The organism is Psychrobacillus soli (assembly GCF_006861775.1).
GTDB classification, from domain to species: Bacteria; Bacillota; Bacilli; order Bacillales_A; family Planococcaceae; genus Psychrobacillus; species Psychrobacillus soli.
This window is the reverse complement of sequence record NZ_VDGG01000010.1, coordinates 56,945-73,872: the sequence shown is the minus strand read 5'-3', so window position 1 is coordinate 73,872 and position 16,928 is coordinate 56,945. Positions and strand designations below refer to the sequence as shown.

Sequence of the window (16,928 nt, the reverse complement as noted above, 5' to 3'; positions counted from 1 at the left end):
GCACTTTGAAAGTTTTAGTATGTGGAAGCTCCAATAAATGAAAATACAATGATGATTGTAATTATAAATACAATAATACCAATTACGATAGAAGGAATGATTAATGTCGCAAATCCTTTCCAACTAGAAAACTGGTGGACTTCACCAATTGCTTTACTTTGGATGATAATCACCCAAATGGAAAACGTAATCGTGATTAAAGATGAAATGATAAACCAAATAATTGCACCTGGATTAATCCCCGAAACTACATCAATTACTAGGAAATCATTATAAACAAAAATAGCGGATAATATCCAAAACGGAGCCATCCAAATTTGTGTAACCATTACTATTCCAATGGCCTGAAGCATCTCTTTGTACTTACCTATACCTCCAAACAATTTCCCTATCCATGTGTAAATTGCGGCTCCAATATACACCCCAACTAAACTAAGTAAAGGACCAAGTACAATAATGCCGATTAGCATTAACCACAATGAAATATCAAAACGTTCCCACAACTTATCTGCAGCATTTATTGCACTAGGTATACCTGCAATAGCGGCTATCGTTAACGAATATCTTAAATCCTTATAATCTAGCACATAACGAATCGTTTCTCTTGTAGAAAGCCAAATGGAGTAAAACGGATTTAGCGCTTCAAATTCTTCCTTTTTCAAACTACTCCCCCCAGTTAATTTCTTCCTCTTTTAAAGTATGCCAATGCAACCAATTTTATTTATTGATTTACATTTATATTCGACAAAAAACACCAATTTCCTTCCAAATCCAAACATTCGACAACAACTTGGCTCTGAATAAGCTACAGCGAATTCTTCACCCAAACAGAAGTAGGCACATAACATAAGGTATGTCGACCAGTTACTTTTAAAAGGAGTATGTAGAAATGAAAGAGTCAAAGGTACAGATATTTTCCACAGCGCTTGCAATGAATAAGGACCAGCGTCTTTTTGTTACGGATCAATACAAAGATTCTTTAGAAGAGCAAAAAGCCGCTAATCTTCATGTGATGAACTGCATTACCCAACTAGAAAATACATGTCAAACAATATTAGGAGATATTCGTAAGCAAGAACAAGCTTTTAACCTTCAAAAGAAAATCCAGAGACAAAATTACCTGCATCTAAGAGATATTTTTCTTGAAATGGCTCGAACATCTAACAGTTACAAAAGCTATATAAAAAAACAAGAGCACTCCCTTCTTACAATGAATGAACATATAAATAAGCAGGATAATTTTAATAAGTTACTCACGAAACGATCACATAAACAGTATGAATTATTAAACAGACTGCAACAAAGCGTTAACAAACACGATAACTATTTGGAAACCATTTGGAATCAACTGCAAAAAAACCAACTAGATAACCAAACATCCTTGGAGAAACAAGAGACACTCCAGAAATTAAATGAAATCATTCTAAAAAACATGAAACAGCAAGAATTACAGCTAGATGAAGCTTTTGAAGAAGTGAAAAATTTATTAGAAAGTGTCTTACAAGTAAAAGGAAGCATAAATACACTTTTATCCACCCTCCCCCAAACTATCTAACTAAACAAGTAATAGATAGTTTACTCAAAATCACTTTCCTTAGTTTACTTTTACAAAAAGGATTTTTTCTATTCAAGATAGGAACCTAAGCATTAGCAAATAGATTTAATATAGTATATTAATCTCTCTAACAGGAGAGAAAACTTGCAATTCGGAGGTGATTATATAGCAGATTGCACAAGACTTATCTCAATTGAATTCTGTTAATTGATCACAAAAAACTACCACCTCCTATCGTCTCACTATGTAGATTCATGTCTAAAATGAAAAAGTAAGTATAGCTCAATTGGTACGTGATCAATCAATTGAGCTATTTACATAATTTTATATCAACTTCTTTTTATTATGCACCCGAGTAATGTAGAATATAGACATTGATCTAGAACAAGGGGTGGAATAGCTTTTGTCCAAAGAATCTATTTTAGTTGTAGAAGATGAAGAAAAAATTTTAAGATTACTGGAAATCGAACTTGATTATGAAGGATATGAAGTAGGTAAAGCCATGGATGGTCATGACGCTTTTGAAGTTTATCGTTCGCGAAGCTGGGATTTAATATTATTAGATGTAATGCTACCCGGTATGAGTGGAATCGAGTTACTTCGTCGTATTCGATTAAAAGATTCCTTCATCCCGGTTATTTTGCTTACAGCTAAAGATTCGATTGAAGATAAAGTATCTGGTTTAGATCTCGGTGCTAACGATTACATTACAAAGCCTTTCCGAATGGAAGAATTACTTGCACGAATTCGAGCAGTCTTACGAATGAAGCAAGTTACAACTTCCACCGCAGAAGTGGTGCAAGATGAATGGTTGCATGCTGGGGATTTGAAGGTAAATGAGAAAACACGCGAAGTCATACGAAAAGAAAACGATATTGAGTTAACACCTAAAGAATATGATTTACTTTTATACTTATTGAAAAATAAGCGGCAAGTTTTAGAACGAAATCAAATTTTAGAAGTGGTTTGGGGCTATGATTATGATGGAGAAACGAAAATAGTAGATGTATACATTCGGTACTTACGAAAAAAAATAGATGCAGGATATGATCAAGCACTTATCCACACAGTTAGAGGCGTCGGCTACGTCTTAAAGGATGCAACATGAAACTTCGAAATAAAATTAATTTATATACTTCGGTGTTATTTATTGTTTTATTAATCCTTATGAACGCTTCTATCTACTTTCTTTTCAGTCATTTAATGACGACAAACGAAGTCAATAGAGCAGTAGCTAGTGTCGAAAAGATTGTAGCTGATATCGGAAGGACGAAGGATAGTATTCCCCCTAATCAACTGCTTCTTGCCTATGTTCCCGTCGACGGGATGATTCGAGTAGTGAATAATGATTTAACAAGTAACGCAAAAATTACTTCCCCTTCCGAGCCAGCATTAGAATCACGACCTAAGCATTTTTTAGCTGGCGAAATTAGTGAAGTAATGACCCTCGAAAATAAGCGCTATGTGTTCGTCTCCTACCCAGTCGTTTGGAATGATGGAAGTGTTGTGAACCTCCAAGTAACAAGCAGTATTCAAGCGACGGATGACATGATCAACATACTCCGAATCATACTTATTGTAGTAACTATTATCGCTATGATTCCCGTTTTCTTATCTAGTAGAGTTTTGAGTAAATTAATTATCCAACCAATTAGGTCCATGATTGATACAATGAAAGATATTCAAAAAAGTGCTCAATTTAAAAGACTAGAACTGGAAAAAACTTCGGAAAGTGAACTAGTGGAAATGGGAGAAACGTTTAATCATATGATTGATATACTCCAGTCAAACTTTGAAAAACAAGAACAATTCGTTTCCAATGCTTCACATGAGTTAAGAACTCCCCTTACAATTATTGAAAACTACGCTGACCTGCTAAAGCGGAGAGGTTTGGAAAGACCCGACTTGTTTGAAGAATCTATTGATGCCATTTACTCAGAAGCAGTGCGGATGAGAGAAATGACCGAGCAGTTATTACAACTGGCTCGGCAGCAAGAGCAATGGAATATACAATTAGAACAAATAAACATAACAGAACTTGTCAAAGAAACTGCAAACACATTCCAAAACACCTATCTACGAAACGTATTAGTCGATAGCAATGAAATAACAACTGGTTTCACCGATGCACAAAAACTAAAACAACTACTTTATATCTTTTTAGATAATGCTCGAAAATATAGCGAGGATCAAATTACGATTTATGTCGGTCAAGCATCCGATGAGACATATATCCAAATTAAAGATAAAGGAATGGGAATTCCAAAGCATGATTTACCTCATGTCTTTGACCGCTTTTACCGTGTAGACCAGGCAAGAAGCAGAAAACAAGGTGGATCTGGCCTAGGACTCACGATGGCAAAGCAAATAGCCGATGCAATTGAAATACGGATTGAACTGGATAGCTTAGAAAACCTTGGAACGACTATTACGCTTTTTTTTCAAACCAATAGAAAATAGCTAAATTAACCACTAGCTTTCTCATCATTTTCTTACTTTCAGGTTATATACTATTGCTAACAAATTAGTACATGGAGTGATAGAGGATGAAGAATAAGAAATGGATATGGTCAATAGGAGGTATTCTCCTTGTTTTTTGCTTAGGGTTATGGATAGCCCCTTCTATTTCAGCAAAGGACCTAACCGAACAAGAAGCAAATTCGATGGTACTCGAAAAGTATCCCGGAGATATAATAAAAACAACAAAGACCGAAAGCGAATATCAAATAGAGATGAAGCTCGAAACTGGTGTTTATGTCATTAAAATAAATGCAAAAAGCGGAGATGTTCTATCTTTAGTTCAAACGGAAAAAGTAGAAATACCCGTCCAAGAAATACCTCAACAATCATCAAATGAAGGAAAAGAACCAATAATAGAAGACAAAACATCTGCAAATGAACCTACCGAAGTAAGCGTAATAACTATACAAGAAGCGATAGACATAGCAACCAAGCATCTTAAAGGAACGGCAGATAGTGATGATACTGAGTTTCACCAAATACCTGGTCAAACTCCATATTACCTTGTAGAAGTGGAAATCGAGAACGGAGACGATGACCGTGAAGCCACCGTCCAAGTCGATGCATACACAGGTGAAGTAAAATCCGTTAATTGGGACGACTGATCTACTCCACCCATCCCTTACTTTAAAAGCGACAGATACATCGAAGGATGTGTCCGTCGCTTTATCATTTATGAAAAAAAACGAGTCTTTTTCTCTCCATATTTTAACCTTCCGTTCCCCGTCCTTTAGTTTTGTCTGTTTATAGTATTAACTGTAAGACAAAACAAACTTAGGAGGAAATAAAAAATGAAAAAAATAATTATTGGTTCATTAGCAACTACTCTTTTAGTTAGCGGTGCAATCGGAATTCACGCTTATGCACAAGAAGATGATGGTAAATTAGAAAGCAAACAACTCACGGGCATTACAAAAACACTTATCTCTGAAAAAGAAGCCATTGCTATTGCTAAAAAACAAGTGAACGGCGATGTTATTAAAATTGAATTAGACGAAGATGACAATAGATATGAATATGAGTTAGATATTCGAACAGCCAAAGAGGATTATGACATTACAATCGATGCTACTACCGGCAAAGTGCTTGAACAAAAGTTAGATGATGATCGCTATGACGGTGATGATCGTAAAGCCCTTACTAAATCGCCATCTGGAAAATCATTAATTACTAAAAATGAAGCAATAGCTATTGCTAAAAAACAAGTGAACGGCGATGTTATTGAAATCGAATTGGACGAAGATGACAATAGATATGAATATGAAATGGAACTTCGTACAAAAAACGGGGAAGCTGACATTACAATCGACGCTACTACTGGCGAAGTGTTAGAGCTTGATCTGGATGATGATGATAACTGAGTTTTAAACAGCAGATTAAATAGTAATGATAAAAAAAGGTACCGAGCTATTAGACAATCATAGCCTGGTACCTTTTCTATATATTATAAGCCATAAATTCTACTTACTTACTAAATGCTTGGTTGTAAAACCTTTGGTAATGGATTTTGATAAGCATTTTTTGTTTGTTTAACTAGTTCTTCTTTCGCTTTTTCAATTAACTTAGGATTTTCAAAAATCTCTACAGCGCTTGCAGCAAGAACTTTACCAGCATATAGTAGTCCTTTATGTGCTAACGATGTTTTCCCTTGCGAAACAAGTTGCCATGTGTGGAGAGGAGTTCCTGCTACAAAACATGTTGTAAAAAATTGAGCTGTCGGTACAATCCAACTAACATCTCCTACGTCCGTGGATCCTTGCATAACTTCACGCGTTTTAGCATAAGGGATGACCTCATTGAAAAATGGATAATCTGGCGTATAAAATTGCTCCGTTATTTGATAATTAGATAGTTTTTCTGCATCTAAAATAGCGCTATCTATTTCCTCAGTTGTAATAGTACTAGCCATTTTGTATGCATAACTAAGTTCTTTTTCGTCGTAATTCGGCAATCCGAAAGCTTCCAACTTATCTTGTAAAACAATATTTAACGTATCATTTGGAATGTAATTTGAGCATGCCTTATCAAAGCGCACCGTAACCTTTGTTCCGGTCATCAAAGCCGCTCCTTCAGCAATATTAATAATACGTTGATAAATATCCTCTACTTCTTTAATATGTGGAGCCCGTATTAAATACAATACTTCCGCATCCGATTGAACGACGTTTGGAGAAGAACCACCGGTATTTGTAACAGCATAGTGCACTTTTGCTTCGGATATTATATGTTCACGTAAGTAATTGACCCCTACATTCATTAACTCAACTGCGTCCAACGCACTTCGCCCAAGATGAGGTGAATTCGCAGCATGCGATGCTTTCCCTTCAAAAGAGAAATATACTTGATAATTTGCTAGAGATGAGAATGAAAAGACGCCAGAGTATGAATTTGGATGCCATGTAAGTGCTACATCAATATCGCTAAAAACACCATCACGGACCATATAGGTCTTTCCTGATCCACCTTCTTCTCCAGGACATCCAAAGTATTTAATAGAACCAGTTATTTTCTTTTCCTCTATGAGTTTTTTTATCGCAACAACCGCTGCAATTCCCGCAGTACCTAATAAGTTATGACCGCATCCATGCCCATTTCCGTTTTCCTCAATTGCTTCTCTTACATCGGAAGCTTCTTTTTGACTCAGTCCTGAAAGCGCATCAAATTCACCAAGTATCCCAATTACGGGTTTATCTTGTCCGAATGTTGCTGTAAAAGCTGTTTCAATGCCTCCCACTCCACGTTCTACAGAAAAACCATTGTCTTCCAAAAAATCACTTAATACTTTGGCAGATTGATATTCTTGAAAACGTGTTTCGGGCGTTTCCCAAATTCGATCACTTAACTCCGTGATTTCCTTACTTTTTGCATCTATTAAAGAACCGATTACATCTATCATATTATCCATTTAGAATTGCCCGCCTTCATTTTGATAAACTTGTTCAATTGTTTCTAACCAAGTGCTCAAAGCGATAGAGAGTACCGCTTCGTCAATATCAAATTTTTCATGATGATGTCCAGCTGCTAATGTTGTTCCGAAAACTGCGTAGGTAGCATGTCCACCTTGCTTTTGCACTTGATCCATCATATAAGTCGCATCCTCTGATCCAGCAGCAAATTTAGAACTTGGAATGATTTCTTCTACCCCTTGAACACTTCTAGCTGCTTTAGCAACTAATTCTATTAACTTTTCGGAAGAGGAACAAGTTTTGGCAGCTCCAACTATTTCATAGGAAAGTTCCGTCCCATACATATTCGATGCTCCCTCTAACACAGCTAGTGCTTGCTCATGAACATACATATGTACGTCGCTATTTTCCCCACGCGTTTCAAGTTGTAAAGAAGCATGCGCTGGCACTATATTACGTCCATCTCCAGCTATACAAGTACCTACATTTATTCGTGATGCACCACCACTATGATGTGGAATCGCATGTAGCCCTAAGATTGCAGAAGCTGCAGCAAGTAAAGCATTTTTGCCCTTTTCAGGCTCTGCCCCTGCGTGTGCAGCTTTTCCAGTAAATTTCGCATTTATTTTAGTTGTTGCTAAAAATCCATTTGTCCCAGCCAGCACTGTACCTAGCGGCGAACCTGCTCCTACATGCATAGCCAAAAAGTAATCTACACCGTCTACTACTCCTGCATCAACCATCGATTTTGCACCGCGAACACCTTCTTCTGCAGGCTGAAAGATGATTTTAATAGTTCCCTCAATATGATCTGTATTATTTGCAAGTACCGTCGCTAACCCTAAACCAATTGCACAATGAGCATCATGACCACAAGCATGCATATTTCCTTCATACTGTGAACGGAAACCATATTGCTGGGGAATATGAGAAGACTCAGGAGATTCTTCTATTTCTAATGCATCCATATCAAAACGGAAAGCAATAGTAGGTCCTGATTTCTTCCCTTTAATCGTTCCAACTACTCCTGTATATCCCCCGACCATTTTTTCCATATATTCTAAATAACCACCGGTACTCTTAGCTTTCTCATAATAAAATGCTAGCTGTTCTTCAGAAGGTACCCCCATCCTACTTTCTGATAATACTTCATTTCCTACCTGCACTTGAAATCCTAATTGACTTAATTCATGCGCGATAATGGAGGCAGTGCGGAATTCTGTCCAACCTACTTCAGGATATTGATGAAAATCTCTTCTCCATGTAAGCATTTGTTCAGTCAAATTGGGATTCATTGTGAAAATGTCCAACCTTACCACTCCTTAGATTAAGTAAATTACAGATGTAATGAAACACCTGGTCCAATCGGGATACCAAATAAAGCAAACACTAGCATTAATATAATCCAAATAATAAGAAACCCGATTGTATAAGGGATCATAAGGGACATAAGCGTACCTATACCTGCTTTTTTATCATACACATGCATGAATGATAGAATGATCGCAAAATATGGATTCAAAGGTGTCACCATATTGGTAGAAGATTCCCCAATACGATACGCCAACTGAATAAATGCTGGGTGATAGCCTAGCACCATAAACAGTGGAACAAATACTGGACCAACTAATGACCATAATGCGGAACCACTAATAATAAACAAGCTTAGGAATGCCGTTAATAAAACAAATAGCACAATAACAAATACATTTGTCATATTCAAAGTGGTTAATAATTCAGCACTATGTACTGCAAGCCAAATGGCAATATTACTCCAGTTAAAGTAAGCTACAAACTGAGCAATCATAAAGATTAATACAATATATCCCGATAAACTTCCGATAGCTTCTGTCATCAGTTTCGGAATATCACCAGATGATTGAATTTTTTTCGTACTAACACCATAAGCAATACCAACTACTAAAAAGAATAAAAATAGAATTGGCACAATACCCGATAAAAATGGGGAGCGCAATATGGTACCGTCCTCATTCAAAAGCGGTGAGTTCGGAACAAGCATACCCACGGCAATTATAGCAATGAAAGCGATTGCAGATATTAAGGCATTACGTAAACCTCTTTTTTCTTCAAGACTAATTTCTTTGGAAATCGTTTGTTGTTTACCTTGATAAACTCCTAAACGCGGTTCTACATACTTTTCAGTAATCAGCGTACCAATACCTGCTAGAACAAATGTAGAAACGCTCATAAAAAACCAGTTATCAAGTGGTGTCACCATAACCTCTGGATTAATCGCTTGAGCAATTTCAGTAGAAATACCAGATAAAAGCGCGTCTGTACCCGCGATTAATATATTCGCAGTAAAACCAATACCTGTACTAGCTAAACCCACAGCTAAACCGGCTATTGGATGGCGACCAACTGACAAGAAAACAAGCGCTGCTAAAGGAGGAATTACAACAAAAGCTGCATCTGAAGCAACATTTCCTAAAATTCCTATGAAGAATACTGCGAATGTAATGATTTTTTTAGGCGTACTTAGAATAGCTCTTTTCATAAGCATTTCTAGCAAACCTACTTTTTCCGCCAAACCTATACCTAACATAACCGTTAGAACTAAACCTAAAGGAGCAAAACCAGTGAAGTTTTTAAGCGTATCAGATAATATAAACTGGATACCTTCACTTGATAAAATACTTTTAACCGCAACCATTTCCTGTGTATTCGGATGGACAACCGCTGCCTTAAATAAACTTAAAATCCATGATAGAATGACGAGAGTAACTGTTAAATAGAAAAACAAGATAAACGGATGAGGAAGCTTGTTTCCTACTTTCTCAATGATAGACAAGAATTTTGAAAATCTATTTTCATCGTTCTTTTCATTTTTAGTAAATACCTGTTGCAATAAAATCCACCCCTTTTTCGATTAAAAGACCCCTTTGTGATATGTCTTTAAATAACAGAGTAAACTAATACAAAAAAAATATCAATGTATTTTTAGAAAAAGGAGAAAAGTATAAAAATGCCAAGAATTCGTATTTTCACTACAAAAAATTCATTAAAATGGGTAAAGAATGTAGAATTATTAAGCATCGAACCATGTAATTTTGAATTTACTATTTATGATTCACTAGCACATTTAAAAGAAATATTTTTAGAAAAAATTCAACAAGTGGATGGTATATTGTTCAGTGGACAAATTCCCTATTTTTATATTCAGCAACATTTTACCGATATACCTATTCCAATGTTACATTTTGACGTCACACAAGAGGATTTTTATAGAACTTTATCCGAATATATTTATAAACATAAAGACTTTCAAATGAAAAGATGTTTAGTCGATTTTTTATATGAAGAAAATAATTATTTAGGCATCCATGAATGGACGACGAAAGATGATGCCCCGTATATTTTCACTACAAGCATTCAGGCATATGCAGATGCGGATGTATATGAAAAAATGCGTGACTTTCACGTGGAAATGTGGAGACAAAACAAAGTAGATGTTAGCATAACGCGATTAGGCAATTTACATGAATTGTTAGAGCCATACGGTATTAAACCATTATCAGTTGTTCCTTCTGAACGAAGTATGATCATGATTATCGAGACTCTCTTAAAGGAAATACAACTTATTCAATTAATCGAAAATCAAGTAGTTATTGCTCACTTAGAAATGGCTATTAACCGGGAGAATGTAGGGGATTTAGAATATCGACAGATGTCATTACATAAAGCTATTCTCGATTTTAGTAAGAACAATCAAATGTCCTTTATTATCCATCGAAATGTTTTTTATTATGAAATTATTACAAATTATAGTGACTTCAAATTGATCACAAACGAGATGCAAAGCTGTCAATTGGCCTCATTCCTTACACAAGAATTACAATTTCCTATACACATCGGGTGGGGTATTGGCAATTCTATTCAAGAAGCGCAACTTAATGCAGATAAAGCTTCACAAATAGGTGCAGCTTCAGAAACGCAGTCCTATATTTTGTCCAAGGAGGAAACATTGATTGGCCCACTAGGCGACAAAGATTGGATAAAAGTAGATACACAATATGATTTGGAAATTGAGAAATTAAGCGTAAAGCTTAATACTTCTCCTTTACAAATACAGAAAATTATCGCTGTAATGGATAAACTACAATCTAACATGGTCGCGTCAGAAGATTTAAGCATTCATTTAGGAATTACACCAAGAGCCGCAAACCGCATACTCAAGAAATTAGAGGAAAATGGGGCTGCCACTGTAACTACTCAATTGCAGAAAAAACTGCGAGGACGCCCTAAAAAAGTATATGAAATCCATTTTGACGACCTTTAAAAGTTCGGCACATGAATTTCGTATTTTAAACAAATAGAAATCTAGCAGTATTTTAATCTGCTAGATTTCATGTAACTAAACTGTTTTGTTCATTATTCAATATTGAAACTTAACTCTCACAGTTGCGTTAATCGTAATTAGTCCTTGTTCGATTGGAGTTGTGAAGCTCTGTTCCGCCATTGCGACTGATTTATATGCTACAGGTTGACTCTGACTCTCTTCCACAATCTCTATTGGATGTGGGTGCAAAGGTAATTGCATAGTCTCCGCTATTGTTTTTGCCTTCGTTTGTGCATCTTGGAGCGCTAAGCGAAGAGCTTGCTGGTAAAATGGGGTCGTATCATCAATTCTAAACTGAACAGATGATACGCGATTTGCACCGTTTTGTACAGCAGTATCGATGACAGTACCAACTTGACTCGTGTCTGTTACTTTTACAGTAATCGCATTCCTCACTTCATACCCCCGAAATACTTGTCTACCGTCTACAAAGTCATAATTAGGAACTATGTTATAAGCCGAAGTTTGAATATCTTCCCTAGGAATGCCTAATGCTAAAATAGACTGAATGACTTGGTTCATCGTGTTGGCGTTTTCTTGTTGAGCCACACTTAAATCTTCCCCCTCAGTACTTACTTCTAACTGGAGTTGCGCATAGTTCGGCTGTGCGTCAACTTTTCCATTCCCTGTCACTGTTATAACCCGTATTGGAGGATATTGAACGTTCGTAAAATACATCAAATCGCCCCTTTCATATTGTTCGTACTAATTATTCTATGCGCATTGTGCTAGAAACATAATACCTCTTCAATAAAGCCAAGAAACCTCACTTGAAATTCAAACAATTCAGACTTATACTACAACTAATAGATTCAGTTACATCCGGAAAGTATAAAAATTTCTTAAGTGAACTTTCAGCCGAGGGGAGCGTGACAAATTGTTTCCTTTTAAAAGAAGAGAAAGAGTGAACGTGCAGAATAATACATTGTACTACCGTTATTCCACAGAATCATCGACCGAAGAAGACATGAATGAGATGTCTCGTCTTCTACGAACATTATGTAGATCGTCCAATAGCGATATCATCTTTCTATGCATTGGGTCGGATCGTTCCACTGGGGATTCCTATGGCCCTTTTGTGGGAACGATGTTAAAAGAACAAAATTTTCCCTTCCATGTTTTTGGAACAATTGCAAAACCTGTTCATGCACTAAACTTAAAAGTCGTACTAGAAGAAATTCATCATCAATTTAGAAATCCTATTATTTTTGGTGTGGATGCCTGTTTAGGGGATAATCACCAAATTGGTTCCATCATATTAAAAGATGGTCCACTTACTCCTGGGTATGCTATCAACAACCTATTACCTGCAGTGGGGAACTATCATTTAAAAGGAATTGTGAATTATTTAGATCGAGACTACCCGATAAATTCGTTAAACAGCACGAGACTAGATACTGTAATGAATCTCGCAAAAACAACAGCTACTATTCTTTTAAGATCTACCTAAAAAAATGACGACGAATCTTTTGGATTCATCGTCATTTTCTATATTATCCAATTGTAATAACACCTATTACTAATGCAGCGATCGTCATAACAACAACCGTTCCAAAAGCCCATTTCAATGCAAATCGTTGTAAGTCACCAAACTCCGTTTCAACTAAGCCAATCAATAAATGCGCGGCTGCCACTAAAGGACTTAGTACGTGAACTGGTTGACCAAGTAACGATGCACGTCCTATTTCTACTGCACTCACTCCATACGCTTCGGCAGCTTGCGAAATAATTGGTAATACACCAAAGTAGAATGCATTATTCGACATGAAGAAAGTAAATGGAGCACTTAGAAAAGCAACAACTACTGCTAGGTAAGGTCCCATCGCATCAGGAATAATCGCAACTAAAGTATTTGCCATTGCATCAATCATTTCGGTACCACTCATAATACCAGTGAAAATACCAGCTGCAATAACAATAGATACAACCGCTAATGCGTTTTTCGAATGAACTGCAATACGTTCTTGTTGCAATTTCAACTCTGGATAGTTTACTAGCAACGCAATTCCGAATGCAATCATAAACAAGATAGCTAATGACATGAAGTCCAAAATTAGACAAACCATCAATAGAATCGTTAAACCAAGGTTGAACCATACTAGTTTCGGACGTTTATAATCCGCAACTTCTGCTGTTGCAGCTAGCTCAGGATTTGCACCAAACTGATTTGCTCCAGATTTCTGAATTGGTTCAAGCTCAATAACACCCACTCTTTTTCGTTCCATTTTCCCTAACATGAACGCTGCTACAAGGACCCAAACAAGCCCGATTCCCATTACTGGAATCATTGGGATAAACAATTCAGAAGACTCTAACCCTAATGAAGCCATCGCCATCGCGGATGCTCCACCCCATGGCGTCATATTCATAACGCCCATAGATAACATAGCTACTGTCGCTAACACTAAACGATTCATACCTAGTCGTTTATACAGTGGCAACAATGAAGATACCGTGATGATGTAAGTAGTTGTCCCATCTCCATCTAACGCTACCATCATAGAAAGTACTGCAGTCCCAATAACAATCTTTAGGGGATCCCCTTTTACTAACTGCAATATTTTAGCGATTAAAGGATCAAATAGACCCGTATCGATCATTATTCCAAAATATAAAATAGCAAATAAAATCATTATAGCTGTCATGGACACTTTTTCTACACCAGCTGCCATCATTGGTCCTAAATCTGTTAGGAATCCACCTATAATTCCAAATATAATTGGTACTATCATAATAGCCACTAAAGCTGAAAGTCGCTTCGACATGATTAAATACATAAATACTGCAACCATTGAAAAACCTAAAAGTGATAACATATACTAACCCCCATTACTTCGAAAACGTGCTCGCTTTCATTTAACATCCCCGTCGTCTCAACTAAATGATAGCGCTTTCTTCACCTTTTTCTAATTTTTATAATCTTATCAGCTTTAAAATATTTTAAATACAAAAAGATAATAATGGGTATTTTTTTTATTGTTATTATTAAATTCATATTTTTCACGACTATTTTACATTCTTTCATTTATCTCTTGTAACTTTTTTCCATAAGTTCTGCGCGAATCGTTCTCATTCCTATCTAATAAAAAAAGGACAACAAGTGACACAGCGTTTGCTGTATTCAAATGTCGTCCTCCAGTTGGCTGGGATAGACTAGTTAATTATCAAAGTAGCCTTCTTTGACTGTATATATAGCGGGTCTTTCTCCAAATTGTTCTATTAGTGATATTTCCATTAATTCTTTGATTTTCTTCCTTGCAGTTGCAGTCGACCAATTGAATTCTTCTGATATTTCTTTAACTGTCATACCTTTAGCTTGATCAAAGAAATAATTCTGGGCCAGTACAAATAATATTTCCTTATAAGAATGAGATACATCATTTAGCATGGACTCATTATCTATTTTTTCATATGCTAAGTTTAACAATTCAACCTTCTCTTTTAGCTCTGAAGTCATTTCTATTAAAGTTTTAACAATTATATCTAAGAATATATCAATAAAGTAATTTAATTCTCCTCTACCTTTTAAACTATTAGTTATCTCAAAAGCATTTAAATATTTATTTCTATACTTATTACTCCCTCTTGAAAGAGAAAATGCAGATACTTTTCCTAAAACATGTGTTAAATACACACTGCTTATAAATCTTGAGGTTCTTCCATTTCCATCATAAAAAGGATGAATATATCCAAAATAATAATGACCTATTGCCACTTTAATTAAATCAGGAACTCCTTGTTCTTCATTAAGAAAAGTTAATAGAGATTCAACACTTTTAATTAATTTTTCTTCTGGTACTATACCATGATGGATGACTTTACCAGTTCCAGATTTTTTCAAAACAAACGTTTGCTCTTTTCTGAAAATCTCACCATCTGGAAGCTCCGATTCATCAATTTCACCTTTAGTTATTTCATCATAGATATATCTAAAATCCTCTGGTTTTTGTGGAATCCCAATTTCCCCAGAATATAAATTTAGATACAATTTAATCATGCTATTAAATCTCTTCTTACTTTTCCTGTTTAATTTAATTTCTTTTGCACTTCGTGCTATCTCTTCCCTACTGCTTTTAACCCCTTCTAACTCATTTGTATTATAAAGTTCCTCAACTAAACATTCCATTACAAATTGATTCTTTGCAACGTCCGGTAGATTCATAAAAATAAATTCTAGTTTTTTGGAGGCTTTATATGCCTCACTAATTTTATTTATTATATTATTAGTAGGTATATAGTAAAGTGGATATGAGTTTGGTTGATCCATTGGTTTTATCTGAATATCAAGCTTGCAAGCAGATTCATAGGAAATTCTGTTTTGATAACATGAGTTGAAATCTTTGCTATCCATTTCATGGTAGTTTTTATGTAAATGTTTCATATATATCACTTCCCTTTATATATAAATATATATGTTATTGTTACACACTAACCACATCAAGTCCATCTCTAAACATCAAAACCACCATTTTTTTATACATAGAAATAGTTTTCTATGTCATCCACCTATTTTTTCACGTATTATTTTTACATGTGCCCCACAACTGCATCTTGCTGATTTTTTGTTTTTTATTTTAATTTTTTTCCCACATGATGGACATTTAACAATCATAATTTCACATCCTAAGAGTATAATTTAATACTCGAAGCCTGTTCAAAAAAGTAGATTCTTATACTTGATGCAAATAATATATACATCTTTAAAACTCTTCGCGTTCTTCCCTCCGCATCCTCTTCACCATCCCCTCTTTTATTGGTACTACTCTAAATTGATAGATTAACGTTTTGAGAACCGAGATGTACGACAAGTGCCTTTAAGTTCTGGTTTTTCACGTGAAAAACCCCTGTTAAGAAACGTATCAAAAGGTTCATTAACAGAGGTTTATTTGATTAGTCGTTTATATTTTCTCTCCGGTCTTCCCACACTGCCATATAAAACTTCTACATCCATTTCTTCCAATGAAACCAAATACTCCAAATAGCGGCGCATAGTTGAATAACTGATTCCAACTAATTGACTAAATTCATCTGCACTTAAACTTTCATTGATATGCACAATTTTACTTCGAACTAATTTCAATGTATGTTTATCGATTCCTTTTGGATAAGTAACTTGTTTAGTACCAGATACTGACTTTAATTTATTGTTCGAACGGAATAAATCATCTATATTTTCCTGATTAACTAATGGATTTAGATGTAATTGTTCTCTCACTTCGTCGTATTGCTTTAATGCGGCAATAAACTTATCGATGATGATGGGCTTTATGAGATAACCGAATGCTCCACCGCGTATTGCTTCGCTAACTGTTTCGGTGTCATTTGCAGCGGTGATCATAATTACATCTATACCTCTGTACTGCTTCCGAATCTCCCTTAGCAATTCTATTCCATTCATATCAGGTAAAAAAACATCGAGCAATATGAGTTGAGGTTGTATGACTTTCAACAGTTGCAATGTTTGACTTCCTGAACTTGCTGTCGCAATGACATTATAATGATCAAGTTGATTAGTAAACTGCTTATAAATATTTGCCGCATCTTCATCGTCTTCCACTATAATTACGTTTATCGTATCATTCGACAT

At 35.6% G+C, this 16,928-nt stretch carries 15 protein-coding genes; 7 read left to right on the top strand and 8 right to left on the bottom strand.

Annotation, left to right across the window (positions count from 1 at the left end):
* Nucleotides 1–14 precede the first annotated feature (14 nt).
* Nucleotides 15–662, bottom strand: a complete 648-nt coding sequence (locus tag FG383_RS06335) for a Yip1 family protein (protein ID WP_142606078.1) — start codon at nt 660–662, stop codon at nt 15–17.
* Between the two features lie 227 nt (nt 663–889).
* Here FG383_RS06335 and FG383_RS06330 point away from each other — a divergent pair, with 227 nt between their 5' ends.
* From FG383_RS06330 to FG383_RS06310, 5 genes are all read left to right on the top strand, one after another.
* Nucleotides 890–1,555, top strand: coding sequence for a hypothetical protein (locus FG383_RS06330; RefSeq protein WP_142606077.1), 666 nt, complete (start codon nt 890–892; stop codon nt 1,553–1,555).
* A 403-nt stretch (nt 1,556–1,958) separates the two neighbouring features.
* On the top strand, nt 1,959–2,663 hold the full coding sequence (locus FG383_RS06325) for a response regulator transcription factor (protein WP_142606075.1): 705 nt from the start codon (nt 1,959–1,961) through the stop codon (nt 2,661–2,663).
* Entirely contained in the window at nt 2,660–4,015 is a 1,356-nt protein-coding gene (locus FG383_RS06320; protein WP_142606073.1) for a sensor histidine kinase, read from the top strand. Before FG383_RS06325 ends, FG383_RS06320 begins: the two co-directional genes overlap by 4 nt.
* Before the next feature lie 86 nt (nt 4,016–4,101).
* Nucleotides 4,102–4,680 carry a PepSY domain-containing protein gene (locus FG383_RS06315; RefSeq protein WP_142606071.1) on the top strand — a complete coding sequence of 193 codons (579 nt, stop codon included), beginning with the start codon at nt 4,102–4,104 and terminating at the stop codon, nt 4,678–4,680.
* Between the two features lie 186 nt (nt 4,681–4,866).
* On the top strand, nt 4,867–5,436 hold the full coding sequence (locus FG383_RS06310) for a PepSY domain-containing protein (RefSeq protein WP_142606069.1): 570 nt from the start codon (nt 4,867–4,869) through the stop codon (nt 5,434–5,436).
* A 110-nt stretch (nt 5,437–5,546) separates the two neighbouring features.
* Here FG383_RS06310 and FG383_RS06305 read toward each other — a convergent pair whose 3' ends face one another.
* The 3 genes from FG383_RS06305 to FG383_RS06295 are packed head-to-tail and all read right to left on the bottom strand — an operon-like array spanning nt 5,547 to nt 9,850.
* On the bottom strand, nt 5,547–6,980 hold the full coding sequence (locus tag FG383_RS06305) for a M20 family metallopeptidase (protein WP_142606067.1): 1,434 nt from the start codon (nt 6,978–6,980) through the stop codon (nt 5,547–5,549).
* Nucleotides 6,981–8,291 (bottom strand): amidohydrolase, encoded by a 1,311-nt coding sequence (locus tag FG383_RS06300; RefSeq protein WP_281285292.1) that lies wholly within the window; start codon nt 8,289–8,291, stop codon nt 6,981–6,983.
* Nucleotides 8,292–8,317: 26 nt separating this feature from the next.
* Nucleotides 8,318–9,850: an AbgT family transporter gene (locus FG383_RS06295; protein WP_142606065.1), complete on the bottom strand. Its 1,533-nt coding sequence runs from the start codon at nt 9,848–9,850 to the stop codon at nt 8,318–8,320.
* A 117-nt stretch (nt 9,851–9,967) separates the two neighbouring features.
* On the opposite strand from FG383_RS06295, the gene FG383_RS06290 reads away from it, so the two are divergent.
* On the top strand, nt 9,968–11,281 hold the full coding sequence (locus FG383_RS06290) for a helix-turn-helix domain-containing protein (RefSeq protein ID WP_142606063.1): 1,314 nt from the start codon (nt 9,968–9,970) through the stop codon (nt 11,279–11,281).
* A 96-nt stretch (nt 11,282–11,377) separates the two neighbouring features.
* On the opposite strand, the gene FG383_RS06285 is transcribed toward FG383_RS06290, so the two are convergent.
* A complete protein-coding gene (locus tag FG383_RS06285; protein WP_142606061.1) occupies nt 11,378–12,019 on the bottom strand; it encodes an SIMPL domain-containing protein in 642 nt (213 codons plus the stop codon).
* A gap of 199 nt (nt 12,020–12,218) precedes the next feature.
* On the opposite strand from FG383_RS06285, the gene yyaC reads away from it, so the two are divergent.
* Nucleotides 12,219–12,791, top strand: coding sequence for a spore protease YyaC (gene yyaC, locus FG383_RS06280; protein ID WP_142606059.1), 573 nt, complete (start codon nt 12,219–12,221; stop codon nt 12,789–12,791).
* Nucleotides 12,792–12,834: 43 nt separating this feature from the next.
* Here yyaC and FG383_RS06275 read toward each other — a convergent pair whose 3' ends face one another.
* The 3 genes from FG383_RS06275 to FG383_RS06265 all read right to left on the bottom strand — a co-directional run bounded on the left by FG383_RS06275 (nt 12,835) and on the right by FG383_RS06265 (nt 16,928).
* Nucleotides 12,835–14,157, bottom strand: coding sequence for a CitMHS family transporter (locus FG383_RS06275; RefSeq protein ID WP_142606057.1), 1,323 nt, complete (start codon nt 14,155–14,157; stop codon nt 12,835–12,837).
* Between the two features lie 341 nt (nt 14,158–14,498).
* Nucleotides 14,499–15,722, bottom strand: coding sequence for a Fic family protein (locus FG383_RS06270; protein ID WP_142606055.1), 1,224 nt, complete (start codon nt 15,720–15,722; stop codon nt 14,499–14,501).
* A 501-nt stretch (nt 15,723–16,223) separates the two neighbouring features.
* The gene (locus FG383_RS06265) at nt 16,224–16,928 is read right to left on the bottom strand and encodes a response regulator (protein WP_142606053.1); all 705 of its coding nucleotides are present in this window, start codon (nt 16,926–16,928) and stop codon (nt 16,224–16,226) included.

Excerpts from the sequence above, each read along its gene's own strand:
- FG383_RS06270 (WP_142606055.1), bottom strand. The coding sequence starts at position 15,722 with ATGAAACATTTACATAAAAACTACCATGAAATGGATAGCAAAGATTTC.
- FG383_RS06315 (WP_142606071.1), top strand. The coding sequence starts at position 4,102 with ATGAAGAATAAGAAATGGATATGGTCAATAGGAGGTATTCTCCTTGTT.
- FG383_RS06330 (WP_142606077.1), top strand. The coding sequence starts at position 890 with ATGAAAGAGTCAAAGGTACAGATATTTTCCACAGCGCTTGCAATGAAT.
- FG383_RS06290 (WP_142606063.1), top strand. The coding sequence starts at position 9,968 with ATGCCAAGAATTCGTATTTTCACTACAAAAAATTCATTAAAATGGGTA.
- FG383_RS06275 (WP_142606057.1), bottom strand. The coding sequence starts at position 14,157 with ATGTTATCACTTTTAGGTTTTTCAATGGTTGCAGTATTTATGTATTTA.
- FG383_RS06305 (WP_142606067.1), bottom strand. The coding sequence starts at position 6,980 with ATGGATAATATGATAGATGTAATCGGTTCTTTAATAGATGCAAAAAGT.
- FG383_RS06310 (WP_142606069.1), top strand. The coding sequence starts at position 4,867 with ATGAAAAAAATAATTATTGGTTCATTAGCAACTACTCTTTTAGTTAGC.
- FG383_RS06265 (WP_142606053.1), bottom strand. The coding sequence starts at position 16,928 with ATGTCGAATGATACGATAAACGTAATTATAGTGGAAGACGATGAAGAT.
- FG383_RS06285 (WP_142606061.1), bottom strand. The coding sequence starts at position 12,019 with ATGTATTTTACGAACGTTCAATATCCTCCAATACGGGTTATAACAGTG.
- FG383_RS06320 (WP_142606073.1), top strand. The coding sequence starts at position 2,660 with ATGAAACTTCGAAATAAAATTAATTTATATACTTCGGTGTTATTTATT.